This window comes from Pseudomonas sp. LBUM1672 (genome assembly GCF_059695655.1).
The window spans coordinates 2,911,827-2,927,037 of the sequence record NZ_CP166781.1; the positions used below are offsets into that span (position 1 = coordinate 2,911,827).

At 59.7% G+C, this 15,211-nt stretch carries 16 protein-coding genes; 9 read left to right on the forward strand and 7 right to left on the reverse strand.

What is annotated here, in order from left to right:
• Positions 1–89: 89 nt before the first annotated feature.
• Positions 90–383 (reverse strand): antibiotic biosynthesis monooxygenase family protein, encoded by a 294-nt coding sequence (locus ACA053_RS13355; RefSeq protein ID WP_109630639.1) that lies wholly within the window; start codon positions 381–383, stop codon positions 90–92.
• A 123-nt stretch (positions 384–506) separates the two neighbouring features.
• Positions 507–1,940 (reverse strand): MocR-like pyridoxine biosynthesis transcription factor PdxR, encoded by a 1,434-nt coding sequence (gene pdxR, locus ACA053_RS13360; RefSeq protein WP_497395870.1) that lies wholly within the window; start codon positions 1,938–1,940, stop codon positions 507–509.
• Positions 1,941–2,147: 207 nt separating this feature from the next.
• Between pdxR and ACA053_RS13365 the strand changes: the two genes are divergently transcribed.
• The 3 genes from ACA053_RS13365 (at position 2,148) to ACA053_RS13375 (ending at position 4,289) form a co-directional block, all read left to right on the forward strand.
• Positions 2,148–2,588 (forward strand): carboxymuconolactone decarboxylase family protein, encoded by a 441-nt coding sequence (locus tag ACA053_RS13365; protein ID WP_497395872.1) that lies wholly within the window; start codon positions 2,148–2,150, stop codon positions 2,586–2,588.
• Positions 2,589–2,674: 86 nt separating this feature from the next.
• Positions 2,675–3,595: a LysR substrate-binding domain-containing protein gene (locus ACA053_RS13370; protein WP_497317759.1), complete on the forward strand. Its 921-nt coding sequence runs from the start codon at positions 2,675–2,677 to the stop codon at positions 3,593–3,595.
• Between the two features lie 172 nt (positions 3,596–3,767).
• Complete coding sequence (locus ACA053_RS13375; RefSeq protein WP_497317761.1) at positions 3,768–4,289, forward strand: GNAT family N-acetyltransferase; 522 nt, start codon at positions 3,768–3,770, stop codon at positions 4,287–4,289.
• Position 4,290: 1 nt separating this feature from the next.
• Here the strand turns inward: ACA053_RS13375 and ACA053_RS13380 are convergent, their stop codons facing one another.
• Complete coding sequence (locus ACA053_RS13380) at positions 4,291–4,983, reverse strand: aspartate/glutamate racemase family protein (RefSeq protein WP_497317763.1); 693 nt, start codon at positions 4,981–4,983, stop codon at positions 4,291–4,293.
• Between the two features lie 78 nt (positions 4,984–5,061).
• Between ACA053_RS13380 and ACA053_RS13385 the strand changes: the two genes are divergently transcribed.
• Complete coding sequence (locus ACA053_RS13385; protein WP_497317765.1) at positions 5,062–5,838, forward strand: helix-turn-helix domain-containing protein; 777 nt, start codon at positions 5,062–5,064, stop codon at positions 5,836–5,838.
• Between the two features lie 70 nt (positions 5,839–5,908).
• The gene (locus ACA053_RS13390) at positions 5,909–6,403 is read left to right on the forward strand and encodes a hypothetical protein (RefSeq protein WP_497317767.1); all 495 of its coding nucleotides are present in this window, start codon (positions 5,909–5,911) and stop codon (positions 6,401–6,403) included.
• 154 nt (positions 6,404–6,557) lie between these two features.
• Here the strand turns inward: ACA053_RS13390 and ACA053_RS13395 are convergent, their stop codons facing one another.
• Both ACA053_RS13395 and ccoN read right to left on the reverse strand, forming a co-directional pair.
• The gene (locus ACA053_RS13395; protein ID WP_497395874.1) at positions 6,558–6,779 is read right to left on the reverse strand and encodes a cbb3-type cytochrome c oxidase subunit 3; all 222 of its coding nucleotides are present in this window, start codon (positions 6,777–6,779) and stop codon (positions 6,558–6,560) included.
• An 8-nt stretch (positions 6,780–6,787) separates the two neighbouring features.
• Positions 6,788–8,215, reverse strand: coding sequence for a cytochrome-c oxidase, cbb3-type subunit I (ccoN, locus tag ACA053_RS13400; protein WP_497395876.1), 1,428 nt, complete (start codon positions 8,213–8,215; stop codon positions 6,788–6,790).
• Between the two features lie 315 nt (positions 8,216–8,530).
• Here ccoN and nirA point away from each other — a divergent pair, with 315 nt between their 5' ends.
• The 4 genes from nirA (at position 8,531) to ACA053_RS13420 (ending at position 12,732) form a co-directional block, all read left to right on the forward strand.
• Positions 8,531–10,204 carry a nitrite reductase NirA gene (nirA, locus tag ACA053_RS13405; protein ID WP_497317771.1) on the forward strand — a complete coding sequence of 558 codons (1,674 nt, stop codon included), beginning with the start codon at positions 8,531–8,533 and terminating at the stop codon, positions 10,202–10,204.
• Positions 10,201–10,680, forward strand: a complete 480-nt coding sequence (locus tag ACA053_RS13410) for a DUF934 domain-containing protein (RefSeq protein WP_497395878.1) — start codon at positions 10,201–10,203, stop codon at positions 10,678–10,680. Before nirA ends, ACA053_RS13410 begins: the two co-directional genes overlap by 4 nt.
• A 277-nt stretch (positions 10,681–10,957) precedes the next feature.
• Positions 10,958–11,926 carry a hypothetical protein gene (locus ACA053_RS13415; protein WP_497395880.1) on the forward strand — a complete coding sequence of 323 codons (969 nt, stop codon included), beginning with the start codon at positions 10,958–10,960 and terminating at the stop codon, positions 11,924–11,926.
• Between the two features lie 134 nt (positions 11,927–12,060).
• Positions 12,061–12,732: a DUF3313 domain-containing protein gene (locus ACA053_RS13420; RefSeq protein WP_497317777.1), complete on the forward strand. Its 672-nt coding sequence runs from the start codon at positions 12,061–12,063 to the stop codon at positions 12,730–12,732.
• Between the two features lie 111 nt (positions 12,733–12,843).
• Here the strand turns inward: ACA053_RS13420 and ACA053_RS13425 are convergent, their stop codons facing one another.
• Together ACA053_RS13425 and ACA053_RS13430 are read right to left on the reverse strand one after the other, a co-directional pair.
• Positions 12,844–13,800 carry a DUF3829 domain-containing protein gene (locus tag ACA053_RS13425; RefSeq protein WP_497395882.1) on the reverse strand — a complete coding sequence of 319 codons (957 nt, stop codon included), beginning with the start codon at positions 13,798–13,800 and terminating at the stop codon, positions 12,844–12,846.
• A gap of 35 nt (positions 13,801–13,835) precedes the next feature.
• A complete protein-coding gene (locus tag ACA053_RS13430) occupies positions 13,836–15,209 on the reverse strand; it encodes a J domain-containing protein (RefSeq protein WP_497395884.1) in 1,374 nt (457 codons plus the stop codon).
• Between the last annotated feature and the right edge of the window lie 2 nt (positions 15,210–15,211).

A 15,211-nucleotide genomic window follows, 5' to 3' on the forward strand; every position in this document is an offset into this window, starting at 1 on the left:
GCAAACTCTGTTCGTCTGGAGGAATGCAGGGGGCCGCTTCGCGGCCCAACGGGGATAAATCCCCTCACCACAGGGTATCTACAGGGCGTTCAGCGAATCGGGAAGCTGTTGAAGTCGACGGAGTTAGCCAATTGGCTGTCGATCAGGCCAATAAACCCTTGTACTTCGGGGCAGTTGAAATGCGATTGCATGGCCGCTTCCGATTGCCAACGGGCGCTGACGGTCCAGCGGTTGCTGTCCTCGGGGCAGCGGTCGACCATATAGGAATCACAGCCCGGTTGCTGACGCAGGGTGTCGACAATCTTTTGCAGTTGCTTACCCAGTTCTTCCGAGCGGCCGGCGGCGGCCTGCACCATTACGGTATTGGTCACTTCGTTGGACATTGCTCACACTCCTGAATCAGGCCGGACGAATCCTGCTCATTGAGGGATAACGCTTATGCAGGATAGGCCTGCACCTTGGGACCGCCAATAGCCAATCACCGGATAAAGCCGCAGACCAATCGGTCAGGCCACCTGCTGCAAAATGTCACGTAAACGGTCCAGGGCGATGTCGATGTCCAGGGTTTCGATGGCGCCAAAGCCCAGGAAAAACCCTGCCCGTGGCGTTTGCTGGTAGAAAAAGCTGTCGATGGCGTAGAGCCCGACTTCGACCTTTTTCGCCAACTCGATCACCAATGGAATATCGATAGGCACTTTGCACATAACCACCATGTGGAACCCGGCGGTGGTGGGCACCGGTTCCAGCCAGGGTGAAAGGTCGCCTGCCATGCGCGACAGGATCCGTTCGCGGCGCCCGGCATAGATCGTATGGCAGCGTCGGATGTGCTTGAGCAGGCAGCCTTCGGCGATGAATTTGGCCAGTGCCCATTGGGGCAGGGTGGAGGTGTGCAGGTCGGTGAGCTGCTTGGCGCGGATCACGGCTTCCAGAATCGCCGGCGGCAACACCGCATAACCGAGCCGCAGCTCCGGCAGCATGGTTTTTGAAAAGGTCCCGACGTAGGCGACGATGCCGCGCTCATCCATGCTTTGAAGTGAATCGGTTGGGCGGCCTTCGTAGCGGAATTCGCTGTCGTAATCGTCCTCGATGATGATCGCGCCCAACTCGTAGGCCCGTTCCAGCAGCGCAACCCGGCGCGCCTGACTCATTGGCATGCCCAGCGGAAACTGGTGGGACGGCGTGACGTAAATCAGCCGGGTGCCCAAGGGGATTTTATCCACCTCAATCCCTTCGGCATCCACCGGCACCCCTATCACCGTGGCCCCGTGGGTGCCAAACAACAGGCGTGCCGGCGGATAGCCGGGGTCTTCCATGGCGACAATGCTGCCGGGACGCGTCAACACGCGGGATATAAGGTCCAGCGCCTGCTGCGCGCCGTTGCACACCACCACGTCTTCGTCCTGGCAATTGACCCCGCGGGAAAACGCGATGTGCCGGGCGATGGCGTTGCGCAGCGCCGGCAAGCCTTCCGGCAGGCTGTAGAAGCCTTTTGAGGCGGCAATCTGGCGCAACGCGTGGGAGGTGCAGCGCCGCCAATCGTCCTGCGGGAACTGGCCTTTGCTGGTCGCGCCACCGATGAAGTCGTAGCGTAATGAGCCTTCCAGCGTCGGGTGGCGCAGAAACACCGGCAGGTTGCGCCAGGACTCGATCACCTCAAAGCTCGCCAGCTGCGAATGGCTTTGCTTGGGTGCGGCTTTGGCTATGCGGGCGTTGACGAAGGTGCCTTTGCCGATCACACCGGTGAGGAAGTTCTCATAGGTCAGTTGCGCGTAGGTGTCGGAAATGGTCTTGCGCGAAATGCCCAGCTGTTCGGCCAGCAAGCGGCTGGGCGGCAGCTGCGTCCCGGCTGCCAGACGACCGGATTCAATGGCGCTGCGCAGTTGGTTGTACAACTGGCCTGCCAGGTCCTTGCGGCCGTTGATGACAACATGAAGTTCCATACCGGCGAGGCTCCTGGGGCGATTGAGGCGCGTGTGCGTCGCGCCAGATTACCCGCATGAGCGGCTGCGCAGAAGTTGCGTGGACGAAAAACCGCGGATTGGTCTGGCGGCGAGTGGTCCACGACTTTTTCGCTGAATTGGATCTGTAAGGTCCGCGCATCAACGCCTACCTTGGAGGTCTCTATTCGATCCCAGAGACCGCCCCCCATGAGTTCCCGCCTGGATTACTACAGCGCATCGCCCAAGGCGATGAAAGCGATGATTGCCATGGAGGCGTTGACCAGCAATCTCAGTATCGAGCCGGCGTTGCTGCATCTGATCAAGATCCGCGCCTCGCAACTCAATGGCTGCGCCTTTTGCACCGACATGCATTCGGTGGACGCCAGGCGCCTCGGCGAGACTGATCGGCGTTTGTATTCGATTGTGGTGTGGCGCGACAGCGGCTTCTTCAACCCTCGCGAACGCGCCGCGCTGGCCTGGACCGAAGCAGTAACGCTGCTCTCTGAAAGCCATGTGCCGGATGACGTCTACGCCTTGGCTCGGGAGCAGTTCAACGAAAGTGAAATGGTCGACTTGACCATCGCCGTCACGACCATCAATAGCTGGAATCGTCTGGCGGTGAGTTTTCGGCAACCCCCCGGCGGCTGAATCGATTTTCCGCTTCGGCTGTCACGTCAGGTTCATAAACGCTGCGCAGGATGAGGGCTTCAAGGATAGATCGACAGGAGTCATTGATGTCATTCATGGAATCCACCCGCGCCGCCGGTATCGATCCGGTACTGGCGCAGTCTTTCCGGGTCAGCGCCCGTTGCGGTTGTTTCATGCAGGCGGCCCGCAGCCTCAATATCAAATCAACCCAGTTGCGCAAACACCTGGCGCAGCTCGAAACGCAATTGCAGTGTTCGTTGTTCAATCATCAGGACAATGGCCTGGCCTTGAGCCGCGAGGGGTTGCAGCTTCAGGCGCAACTGATCGCTCTGGCCCATGAACACGACGTGCCGGTGATCGAACAGCCGTTGATCCGCCTGGCTGTTTCCGAGTCGATTCTGCACGACATCCTGGGCCGCGACCTGGTGTCGCTGCTGCGACGCAACGCCAGCGTGCGCCTCGACATCATCACGTTGGACAGTGAGCTGTCGCTGCAAGCGGTCAGTGCCGACGTGGTGCTATGGCTGGCGGGCCCCGAGTCACCGCTGCCGGGCCCGAGTTTCCCGATCAGCGAGCCTCAGCCTTTGGCCCGACTGGATTATCTGCCACACATCGCCAAACGGTATTCACGGGTTGCGGCCCGGCCCGACAGCCTCGATGACCTGGCCGATTTCATGCTGGTGCAATGGCAGCCAGACCGTCAGGTCGAGTGTTTCCGGCCGTGGAATGGCGTGGTGGATCAGCGTTTGGCCGGTGTGGTGCAGTTGCATTCTTATGAGCTGATGCTGGAGATGATCCGTTGCAGCGCCTGCATTGGTTTGCTGCCCAATTACATGAGCCAGTTTGATCGGGGGCTGGTGGCGTTGTCGGGGTTGTTCGACCAGCCGATGCAGCGCCAGGTGTGGATGGCGGTGAATGCCGAGTCGGCGGGTCAGGCGGAGGTGCAGATGATCGTCGAACTGATCCATAACACCTTCAATGAACGGCGAGACTGGTTCGTAAGCTGAACACTGTCCCATTGTGGGAGCGGGCTTGCTCGCGAAAGCGGAGGGGCAGACAAATCAATGTTAACTGACCCACCGCATTCGCGAGCAAGCCCGCTACCACAAAGGTTCTCGCCAGACAGGAAGAGCGCGTTATAGAGTGATCGGCCATGTCTGCATCAAGGATGAGTCACCCATGCCCGCCACCGATTCTGTCATCACCCTCGAACGCTTCAGCGAATCCCACATCGTCGGCGTCACCGCGCTCTACAACGATCCGGCGATCACCCGTCAGGTCTTGCAAATGCCGTTTCAATCCACCGAGATCTGGCGCCAACGCCTGGCATCGGACAACGAGCGGCTGGTGCAACTGGTGGCGCTGCATCAGGGCGTAGTCATCGGCAACATTGGCCTGGAGCAATTCTCGCGAATTCGCCGCAGCCACGCCGGCAGTCTCGGCATGGCGGTCGCAGTGGAATGGCAGGGCAAAGGCGTGGGATCAAAACTGCTGGCGGCGGCGTTGGACGTCGCCGACAACTGGATGAACCTGCAACGGGTCGAGCTTTCGGTGTACGCCGACAACGAAGCGGCCATCGGGCTCTACCGCAAATTCGGTTTCGAGACCGAAGGCCTGTTCCGCGACTATGCCGTGCGTGACGGCCGACTGGTCGACACCTTGAGCATGGCGCGCCTGCGTCGCACGCCAAGGTCTGACTGACTCAGTCGCCCAACGCGAACGCCACCGCCGCCTGCGCATGCAGTGCGGTGGTGTCGAGCAAGGGCAGGGCGCTGTGCTCGGGTTTGATCAGCAGGCCGATTTCGGTGCAGCCGAGAATGATCGCCTGGGCGCCTTGCCGGGTTAGCGATTCGATGACCTGCTGATAAATCTTGCGTGATTCCTCGCTGATCACCCCGACGCACAACTCGTCATAGATAATCCGGTGCACGGCCTGGCGTTCCTCTGTTTCCGGCACCAGCACCGTCAACCCCATCGTGCTCAGACGATCCTTGAGAAAGTCCTGTTCCATGGTGAAGGCAGTCCCGAGCAAACCGACTTTCAGCGCTCCAGCGTCCACGGCGGCCTGGCCGGTCGGGTCGGCGATGTGCAAGAACGGAACACTGATCGCTGCCTGAATTTGCCCGGCAACCTTGTGCATGGTGTTGGTACACAGCACCACGCACTCGGCGCCTCCGGCCTCGAGCCGGCGCGCCGCATCCACCAGAATTGCCGCCGCATCGTCCCAGCGCCCGGCATGCTGGGCCTGTTCGACAGGGCCGAAGTCGACGCTGTACATTAGCAATTTCGCCGAACGCAACGGCCCGAGCCGGTCGCGAACCTGTTGGTTGATGAGGCGGTAGTACTCGGCGCTGGACTCCCAGCTCATGCCGCCGATAAGGCCGATGGTGCGCATGGCGTGCTCCTGTTGTTGGCAACCCTTTGCGAGAGAGTGTCCAGTGGATCCCGGTTTCGATCTATCAGGAAATTTCACATGCCTGACGTCATGAGTCAGCGTTTGTTCGACGGCAAAGTCTGCCTGCAACTCTTGCCCCGTGCGGCGTACAGCGCGCGTGACGCGGCGCAGTCGCAAACGCTCGGGGTCACGCTGGAGCGTCAGCAGGGCGTACACGCCATCGATTCTGACCGTCGAATGGATTTCGATACCTTGCCCGGCGTCCTGGCTTATACACCGATCGGCGTCGAGGTGTTTTCCGAGTCTGCCACCGGCGGCGAATACCTGCTGATGCGCCTGGACGAACAGTTTGCCGAGGAACAGTTACCCAGCGTCACCCACCGTATGCAGTCTTCAGGCAATCGACCTGCGCTGGCCCTTGCACGAGAGTTGCGGCGGCTGTTGCTCGCGCCGCAGTCCGACCTACTGGCGCTTGAACAATGTGCGCTGGCGCTGGTTGGCCTGACCCACCGGAAAATCGACACCCCGCAGCGGATCACGTCCACGTCCTTCGATCGGGTGCTGGACCAGATCGCCGAACAGTTCCAGCAGCCTCTGACGATCGCGGAATTGGCCGATACCTACGGGCAGACCCCGCTGCGTTTTCTTCGCGATTTCACCCAGGCGATCGGCCTGACGCCCCATGCTTTTCTGGTGGAGGTGCGGCTTCAAGCGGCACGCCGGATGATCGAACACACAGACCTGACCCTGGCCAGCATCGCCCTCGATTCGGGATTCGCCCATCAATCACACATGGGCAGTGCATTTCGCAAATACCTGGCCATGACCCCCAGCCAATACCGTTCACGCTTTTAGTCGTACGCCGATCCCGCGCATCTGCCATGCTCAACGTCCGCAGCACCGCTTCAACCAAAGGAACACCGCAATGGACGACGTACAGCAACTGGGCGAGATGCTTCGCCACTATGCAGAAAGCGAAGCGCACAAGAAGCAAGTGTTTGAGTCGCAATCGGCCGTGTGGGCGACGCGCATCGGTGAACTGTTCGACCAGATCCAGCAGTGGCTGGAACCGGTCCAGGTGCCGAATCTGCTGGAAGTGAGTCGCGAGGTGTACGTCGCTTCAGGGCCGAGCGTTCCCGTCGAGACGTCGACGTTCAAGACCGAGAAACTGAGCATTGTCATCGCCGGCAAACCGGTGGAGTTTGTGCCGGATGTGATGGGCGCCGGTGGTCAGATTTCGTTGGCGGTGATGGGCTTGACGGCTGCCCGGTATGGCAGCATTTCGCTGGTGTGCCTGCCGCCGGCCTCGAGCTGGCAGTGGCGCAAGACCAATGGCTTGAAGGATCCGGATACGTTTGCGTTCGATGCGAACTTCCTGGCGCAGCAGTTGCAGAGCCTTATTCCCCGCGAACGCGGCTGAATCCACCAATCCATTGTGCGGCCGAGCTTTTGTGGCGAGGGGATTTATCCCCGTTGGACTGCGCAGCAGTCCCTTTTTTGGGGCCGCTTCGCGACCCAACGGGGATAAATCCCCTCGCCACAAAGGCTGCCTCCAACATTAGTCAGGTGAGGTGTCAGATTTCGAGGTTGCCCCAACCAAGTTTAGCTTCTTCCGGCGCCACCGCTTTCACGGTTTTCCCCGTCGCCAACTCCACCCGCCGCGCCACCTCAGGGTCATCCGCAAACGGAATCAGACTCGCATCCTCCAGACTCTCAGCCGTCTGGTGTTTCAGGCAATATTCAATCGCCAGCCAAAACCCCACGACCCCAAACAGATTCAGCACAATCTCGGTCATCTCAAACCTCACGCAAACTGCGCATCACGTTCGGCCATCGCCACGTCCGCCACCCGCACGGTGCGCCACACGTTGTACGCCATCAGCAACATCCCGCTGAGGAAGAACACCCCGCCGGCAAAGCGCACCACAAACCCCGGATGGCTGGCCTGCAAGGCTTCCACAAACGAATAGGTCAACGTGCCGTCGTCGTTGATCGCACGCCACATCAACCCTTGGGTGATGCCGTTGACCCACATCGAGGCGATGTACAACACCGTGCCGATGGTTGCCAGCCAGAAGTGCAGGTTGATCAGCGGTGTGCTGAACATCTGCTCGCGGCCGAAGACTTTCTGGACCATGTGGTAGATGGCACCAAAGGTGATCATCGCCACCCAACCGAGGGCGCCTGCATGCACGTGGCCTATGGTCCAGTCGGTGTAATGGGAGAGGGCGTTCACAGTCTTGATCGCCATCATCGGCCCTTCGAACGTCGACATACCGTAGAAGGCCAGCGACAGCACCAAAAAACGCAGGATCGGGTCGGTGCGCAATTTATGCCAGGCGCCCGAGAGCGTCATCATGCCGTTTATCATCCCGCCCCAGCTCGGCGCCAGCAGGATCAGCGACATCGCCATGCCCAGCGACTGCGCCCAGTCCGGCAGCGCGGTGTAGTGCAAGTGATGCGGGCCGGCCCAGATGTACAGGGTGATCAGTGCCCAGAAGTGCACGATCGACAACCGATAGGAATACACCGGCCGGCCGACCTGTTTCGGCACGAAGTAATACATCATCCCGAGGAACCCGGTGGTCAGGAAAAAGCCCACGGCGTTGTGCCCGTACCACCACTGCACCATGGCGTCGGTGGCCCCGGAATACACCGGATAGGACTTGAACCAGTCCACCGGGATCGACAGGTGATTGACCACGTGCAGCATCGCGATCACCACGATGAACGCGCCGAAGAACCAGTTGCCGACATAAATGTGTTTGGTCTTGCGCTGCACCACGGTGGTGAAGAACACGATGGCGTAAGCGACCCACACCACGGTCATCCACACCGCGCCGGAGAACTCGATCTCGGCGTATTCCTTGGTGGTGGTGTAGCCCAGCGGCAAAGTGATCAGCATCACCACGATCACCGATTGCCAGCCCCAGAAAGTGAACGAGGCCAGTTTGTCGGAGTACAGCCGCACCTGACACGTGCGCTGCACCGCGTAGTAACTGGCGGCGAATTGCGCGCTGCCGGCAAAGCCGAAAATCACCAGGCTGGTGTGCAGCGGGCGCAAGCGGCCGAAGGTGGTCCACGGCAGGTCGAGGTTCATCTCGGGCCATACCAGTTGCGAGGCGATCCACACCCCCATCGCCATCCCCACGACACCCCAGACAATGGTTGCCACGACGAATTGGCGCACGACCTTGTAGTTATAGGCCTGTCCGATTGTTGCTGTGCTCATGGTCAATGCTTCCACGGTTGCAAAGTCTTGCCAGGCCACCCGGACTGGCATGCCGTCAACTGTAGAAAGCCTGCCTTAAACAAAACAGACTCAGAAAAACCGAGTTTATGCGGATCAGATATGAGGCCTGCCTGCGGTGATCTGACGCAGTCTGATACGGTTTTTTAGTGCTCAGGTGAATCTGTAACGCGCTGCGCCGCAGGTTCATAGTCACTGCCTCAACGAGCCACAGAGCTCGGCACCCACCGCAATCCCTGTGGGAGCGAGCAAGCCCGCTCCCACAGGTTCTATGCCAGATCCTGATGAGGTAGCCACATGTATCAGTACGACGACTATGACCGGGCCCTGGTCTTCGAACGGGTTGCGCAGTTTCGCGATCAGGTCGAGCGTTTCATGAGCGGCGAGTTGAGCGAAGAAGAGTTCTTGCCGTTGCGCCTGCAGAACGGCCTCTACATGCAAAAGCACGCCTACATGCTGCGCGTGGCGATTCCCTACGGCACCCTCAGCGCCACGCAAATGCGCACGCTGGCGAGCATCGCCCGAGATTACGATCGCGGTTATGGCCACTTCACCACCCGGCAGAACATGCAGTTCAACTGGATCGAGCTGGCGCAGGTGCCGGACATTCTCGAACGCCTTGCCCAGGTCGAAATGCACGCGATCCAGACCTCCGGCAACTGCGTGCGCAACATCACCACCGAAGCGTTTGCCGGTGTGGCGGCGGATGAGCTGATGGACCCGCGACCGCTGGCCGAGATTCTGCGTCAGTGGTCGACCATCAACCCGGAATTCCTCTACCTGCCGCGCAAGTTCAAGATCGCCATTTGCTCGGCGGAGCAGGACCGCGCCGCGATCATGATGCATGACATCGGCCTTTATCTTTATCGCGATGACAACGGGCAAATGCTGTTGCGGGTCATTGTCGGCGGCGGGTTGGGGCGCACGCCGATCCTTGGCTTGCAGATTCGCGAGGGTTTGCCGTGGCAACATTTGCTGTCCTACGTCGAGGCAGTGCTGCGGGTCTACAACCGCCACGGCCGGCGCGACAACAAGTACAAGGCGCGGATCAAGATTCTGGTCAAGGCCCTGGGCATCGAAGCGTTCGCCAGGGAAGTGGAGGAGGAATGGCAATACCTCAAGGACGGTCCGGCGCAATTGACCGACGTCGAATATGAGCGGGTTGCCAGTGCCTTCGTATCCCCCGACTACCGTTCGCTGTCCGACACGGACCTGGATTTCGGCACCCGCCTGGCCGAGAACCCGGCGTTCGCGCGTTGGGTTACACGCAACGTTCAGCCGCACAAGGTCGCGGGCTACACCAGTGTGGTGCTGTCGACCAAACCGGGGTACGACTCACCGCCGGGTGACGTGACGACCGCGCAAATGCTGGCGGTGGCCGAGTGGTCCGAGCAGTTCGGTTTCGGCGAGATTCGCATCGCCCACGAACAGAACATCGTGCTGCCGGACGTGCCCAAGGCCGATCTTTATACGCTGTGGTGCCTGGCCTGCGAGCAGGGCCTGGGCTGCGCCAACATCGGCTTGCTGACCGACATCATCGCCTGCCCCGGCGGCGACTTCTGCGCGCTGGCCAACGCCAAATCGATCCCGATTGCCCAGGCGATCCAGGCACGTTTCGAAGACCTGGATTACCTCCACGACCTGGGCGACATCAGCCTGAACATCTCCGGCTGCATGAACGCCTGCGGTCACCACCACATCGGCAACATTGGCATTCTGGGGGTCGATAAGAACGGCAGCGAGTGGTACCAGATCACCCTCGGTGGCAGCCAGGGCAAGAACAGCGCCTTGGGCAAGGTCATCGGCCCATCGTTCAGCGCAGCTGAGGTGCCCGGGGTGATCGAGCGGATCATCGCCACGTTCGTTGACTACCGCGAGAGCGAGGAACTGTTCGTCGACACCTTGCAGCGCATCGGTCTGGAGCCGTTCAAGGAGCAGGTGTATCCGAAGATGCTGGAGGTTTCGGCATGAACAATCTGTTGCGACTGGAGGAGGGTGACGCGCGGATTGTGACTGACGATCCGTGGGTGCTGGTCCGGGACGTAGAGGGTGAGCTGCCGGCCGGGTCGGTGATTTTGCCGCTGAGTCGCTGGCTTCAAGCGCCAGCACCGCATGCGGTCTGGCTGGGGCCGGACGATGAGGTGGAAAGCCTCAGGCCCTGGTTCGAGAAGCTGCCCTTGATCGCCCTGGATTTCCTGAGTTTTCGCGATGGGCGCGGTTACAGCCAAGCGTATTTGCTACGAACTCGATTGGGCTGGACCGGCGAATTGCGCGCGGTCGGTGATGTGCTGCGCGATCAGCTCAGCCACATGCGCCAATGCGGGTTCGACAGCTTTGCGGTTCGTGAAGACAAATCCGCTGAGGACGCGCTGAAGGGACTGGCCGGGATGAGTGTGCTCTATGGACGTTCAGTGATTGAACCGCGGCCGTTGTTCAGAAGACGCTGACACGAGAGTGTCAGATTTTTTGTAGCAGCTGTCGAGCAGCGCCCTGTGGTGAGGGGATTTATCCCCGTTCGGCTGCGAAGCAGTCGTGAATTCAGACCACGCGGTGCATCAGAAAGACCGTGCGTTCAGGTATTACGACTGCTTTGCAGCCGGACGGGGATAAATCCCCTCGCCACAGTTGCTACGAGGCGTGCTCTTGTATTTTTTCTTGGGCCGATGATGGCATTTTGGTAGAGTCCGCAACTCGAAAGGGAGTCAGTCAAGAAAGGAGTCTGGTTTGAGTGTGGGCAAGAAGGTTTTGGGGCTGATTGCGCTGTTGCTGATGTTGGCGCTGTGGGCCAGTTATTTTTATGTGTTCAAGGAAAACCGTGACGGCCAGTTGGGCGGAGCCTTCGACAGTACGGCGTGGTGCGGCACGCCACCGGCCAGCGATGCCGCGGCGCTGGGCAAGGATCAACTGACGCTGCGCATCACCAACACCGTGCGCGGGGAGTTCATGCTCAGTGGCGCCGTGGTGGTGTCCGAGCGTACCTTCAACCGCTACGACCTGGGTCGCAACGAACTGCGCCTGCGCCTGGAACCCCTGCAGTGGTCGTTCGGCGTCACGCCGATTTTCCTTGAACAGGTCAAGGTTCAGCCGCTGAGCCGCAACCTCGCGTCGGCCAGCAAAAGCGCCTACGCCGAACTCGAACCAAGGCCCATCGGGGTTCAGGGCCGGGCCACGGATTTTCCCTTCGATACCTACCGCTACGGCTACAAACCGGTGTTGTATTACCTCAAGGGCAACGAGCGCATTGATCTGAGGTTCAAGAACATCACCACGCTGATGGAGATGTCGAACACCTTCACGCCTATCCAGAAGTACAACCGCGTCGACTACATCAATGAACGTAACTCGATGATCCGTGACGAGGACTACAAGGCTTACGGCGCCCACGAATGCGCGTTCAGCGTCGAGCGCAAAGGCTCATTCAAAGTGATCGTGCTGCTCTTGTTGCTGGTGCTGTGCCTGCCGCTGCTGCACGTGTTCTACCGCGATGAGCCGGGGATCGATTTTCTCGCCACGCTGGTGAGTATCGGTGCGATCCGGGTCTTGTTGGTGGGGCCGATGAAAGACTTCCAGTTGTACACCATCGACTTCCTGTTCGCCGGGGTGATTATCCTGGTGGGCACGGTGTCGTTGATCAAGGCGATGCGGGCGAACAGTCGGCGGGAGTTGGCGTTGAAGAGTGGTTCTTCGTGGTGAAGACCCGGCGCTTGTGAGCCAATGCGCAGCGATAGATGAATATTGTGCTTTTTGAAAACAAAACGCTGTGTGTTGGCTATAACTGTAATTCCCCTATGCAATACCGTTGTCGGCCTTCTGACAGGAGTTACAGCATGAAGCTTGCGTTAATGATGGGCACGTTGTGCATTGCCTCGATCGGGGTTGTGGGATGTGCCAGCAAAGTCGTTGAGCCGGACCAGTATTCAGGTTTTCTCAAGGACTACAGCCAACTCAAGGAAGCAAAGTCGCCCTCCGGTGCGACGGTGATGCGTTGGGTCGACCCCAAGCTCGACATGAGTAAATTCACCAGCGTCTACATTGAGCCGACTCAGCTGTATCCGAAACCGCAACCGACGGTGAAAATCCCGCAGGCCACCCTCAATGGCATCACCGGTTACTACGACCAGGCGCTGAAGCGTGAAGTGGGTAAATCCCTGCCATTGGCCGCAGGTCCCGGCCCGGGTGTGATGGTGGTGCGTGCTGCAATTACGGCGGTGAGCAGCAAGACAGAAGGGCTGAAACCTTATGAAGTGATCCCGATTGCGCTGGTGGCGGCGGCGGTCAGCACGGCCAGCGGTATTCGTGATCAGCAGACCGATCTGGCTACCGAAGCGGTGTTCCTCGATGGCGGCAATAACCATGTGTTAGCCCAGGTCGTGCGCAAGGGCACCGGCAAGCCGCTGGAAAACGATTCTCAGGTGATGAAGGCCGATGATGTGAAAGGGGTGATCGATGGCTGGGCGTCGGATTTGCATCAGTCGTATCTGAAGCTCAAATCCAAATAATGCGTTGAAGCTGATGGCCTCTTCGCGAGCAAGCCCGCTCCCACAGGTTTATGCGTTCCTCCTGTGGGAGCGGGCTTGCTCGCGAAGGCGGCCTTACAGGCACCCTATCTCTCAATACTCTGCACGGGCCAACCGGTTGTAATGGCTGATCAACGAGTCATACCCACGGGTAACAGCGTAAAAGTCATCACTCAGCCGCTGCGGCTCAGCCTTGTTCTTCCAGTCCCTGTGCAGAGCATTCAAGGCATCCAGATACGTCTGTGTTGGCCTGGCAATGTGCGACCAGAGATAACGGGGTACTTCGTTACGATTTTGCGTTTCCGGTAATTGGTATCGGCTGAACTGCTGCCGGTAATCCCAGGCCAATTGCAGTTCAGCGATGGTTCTAGCCAGTGCCGGCGGCGTCAGGGTTCGATTTTTCACACCCTCGGTTACAAGGTTCAGCGTGTCCCTGGCCTGGATCATGTAGGCCAGCAAATACCAGTGAATGTCCTTGCCCAGACGTGCTTCGATCAGATTGAGTTGCTCGCGCCGTTGTTCAAGGTCGAGCGATTCAACCTGCTGCCTCAGTACCGTTGACGCCGTGAGGTAGTCCTCGGCCCTGGGCCTGAATTGATCGGCAAAGGCGGGCTGCACCTCACTGATGGCGGTCGAAAAACGCGCCTGTCGGTAAAAGGTGATTTGCTGCGTAAAGGGCGTCACTTGCTGTAATGCCTGCGCGTAGGCATCGGCTTTCAACGCCAGCGGTGGGTCGTAGTTCAGTAGCTTGAGTTTTTCGCTTATTTTCGGCGAACAGATATCCCTTTGAATGCCGGGCGCATCACTGGCCCCGTTGTCGTCAAAATCATGCTGGTTGGCGATCCAGTCTCGCACCGGTTCCGCAGGTTGCTTCGGCGATTTGTACAATTCGTAGGCGACCCGCCAATGCACGTCGACCCGGTTGATGCAATCGATCACCGGGCTCAGGGCGTTGGCCTGCGCGGTGAGCGGAGCGTCGTGTCGATCCAGCCACAAATCGATGCGGGCGACAAATTTCGAAGAACCGGCCAGCCCCATCAGGATCAGCATCACAATGGTGGCCCCCGGGAACAGCCATTTCGGGTTCATGGCTGTTTCTCCTGGCCGTACCACTGCTCAACAGTGGCCGGTGCGTTGCAGTCGCTGGCGGTAACCGGCATCCGGCTGCACAAGCGTTCGGTCCACTGTTGCAAGCCCTGGTTGCGGTTGACCGTACCTTGGCTTGAGATCACTTTGAACACGCCGAGTATTAAAACCAGCACCAAAATGCCCGCGCCCATCAGGCAACGTTTGAGCAAGGGGCTGGCGTGTTGCCACGAAACCTGCGGTCTGACCTCCCGCCGGCGTATAAGTCCGACACCCGTCAGTGTGGCGACGTAAACGATGCTGCCGACCACGCCATATACGTTGCCAATGCCCGCCGCCATCGCAATGCAGGGAATCAGATCGCGCAGCACGCCAAACGGCAGGGGCATGAGCGAGGGCGAAAGGCGCACACTCAATCGGTCGTCCAGCAACCAGAAGCGGTGGGCAACGTGCGCCGTCAGCCAGTTGAGTACCCAACCGACGACCGCGAAAATCACCGACCAGAACACAGCGATGCCGATCAATCCGCCCAGACGCGTGCCCAACGGCGCGTACTGAACAAAGGTGCCGATCAGGCAGGCAAAGACGATCCCCAGGTACATCGGCCAACTGTCGTAGGCATGTTCCCAGTCACGCCAGAAGAACGGCGTGCCACCTGGCAGGCCTGCGCAGATGTCCGGGTGGTGGGCGTATAACGCAGAGCTGAGCTTGCGGCATTGCACCCAATCGTCTTCGCGCAAACGTCGGGCGAGGGCGCGGCGCTGACTGAATGAGCCCGGCGCCAAGAGCAAATGGGCAGCGCGATGCTCCGGCGTGGCGGCTGGTTCTGCGGCGAGACGCCGTTGCCCGGCCAGGAATATCGGTGCTTCACGACGCTCGGCCAAGCGCTTGCGCTGCTGCGATAACGCTTCGATCAGCTCTTCGTCCAGTTCCAGTCGCTGCCAGAGACTGAACCAGTGAAACGTTTCCATCGCCCAGTCGAGCAGCGTTTCGGATGTCTCGAAGTGTTCGACGCAATGCCTCAGCACCGCATCTTCCATGACATCGGCCGCGCCATGTTCGACGGCGATGGCATGGCGTCGTTCGAGCTCGACACGGCTGATTCCGTCCAGCGAACGGCTGACCAGTTGCAGCGTGTCGACTTCAACCACCGACAGCCCGGTCAGGTCCCACGGGGCGTCGTCGCTAGCGTCATCCTCGCGCAACTGCTCCCATTCCTTGATGCTCAGCGCCTGCTCATAGGCCTCACGCAGGCGCTGGAAGCCCTCGGGGTCTTCATCTGGGCGCGTCTGTTTGAGCAGGATGGCGTATTGGCGTTTGATACTGCGCGTATCGGCATCGGCCGGGAGACCGAGGAGGGTCCAGCAACTCATTG

Excerpts from the sequence above, each read along its gene's own strand:
- ACA053_RS13355 (WP_109630639.1), bottom strand. The coding sequence starts at position 383 with ATGTCCAACGAAGTGACCAATACCGTAATGGTGCAGGCCGCCGCCGGC.
- pdxR (WP_497395870.1), bottom strand. The coding sequence starts at position 1,940 with ATGGAACTTCATGTTGTCATCAACGGCCGCAAGGACCTGGCAGGCCAG.
- ACA053_RS13365 (WP_497395872.1), top strand. The coding sequence starts at position 2,148 with ATGAGTTCCCGCCTGGATTACTACAGCGCATCGCCCAAGGCGATGAAA.
- ACA053_RS13370 (WP_497317759.1), top strand. The coding sequence starts at position 2,675 with ATGTCATTCATGGAATCCACCCGCGCCGCCGGTATCGATCCGGTACTG.
- ACA053_RS13375 (WP_497317761.1), top strand. The coding sequence starts at position 3,768 with ATGCCCGCCACCGATTCTGTCATCACCCTCGAACGCTTCAGCGAATCC.
- ACA053_RS13380 (WP_497317763.1), bottom strand. The coding sequence starts at position 4,983 with ATGCGCACCATCGGCCTTATCGGCGGCATGAGCTGGGAGTCCAGCGCC.
- ACA053_RS13385 (WP_497317765.1), top strand. The coding sequence starts at position 5,062 with ATGCCTGACGTCATGAGTCAGCGTTTGTTCGACGGCAAAGTCTGCCTG.
- ACA053_RS13390 (WP_497317767.1), top strand. The coding sequence starts at position 5,909 with ATGGACGACGTACAGCAACTGGGCGAGATGCTTCGCCACTATGCAGAA.
- ACA053_RS13395 (WP_497395874.1), bottom strand. The coding sequence starts at position 6,779 with ATGACCGAGATTGTGCTGAATCTGTTTGGGGTCGTGGGGTTTTGGCTG.
- ccoN (WP_497395876.1), bottom strand. The coding sequence starts at position 8,215 with ATGAGCACAGCAACAATCGGACAGGCCTATAACTACAAGGTCGTGCGC.
- nirA (WP_497317771.1), top strand. The coding sequence starts at position 8,531 with ATGTATCAGTACGACGACTATGACCGGGCCCTGGTCTTCGAACGGGTT.
- ACA053_RS13410 (WP_497395878.1), top strand. The coding sequence starts at position 10,201 with ATGAACAATCTGTTGCGACTGGAGGAGGGTGACGCGCGGATTGTGACT.
- ACA053_RS13420 (WP_497317777.1), top strand. The coding sequence starts at position 12,061 with ATGAAGCTTGCGTTAATGATGGGCACGTTGTGCATTGCCTCGATCGGG.
- ACA053_RS13425 (WP_497395882.1), bottom strand. The coding sequence starts at position 13,800 with ATGCTGATCCTGATGGGGCTGGCCGGTTCTTCGAAATTTGTCGCCCGC.
- ACA053_RS13430 (WP_497395884.1), bottom strand. The coding sequence starts at position 15,209 with ATGAGTTGCTGGACCCTCCTCGGTCTCCCGGCCGATGCCGATACGCGC.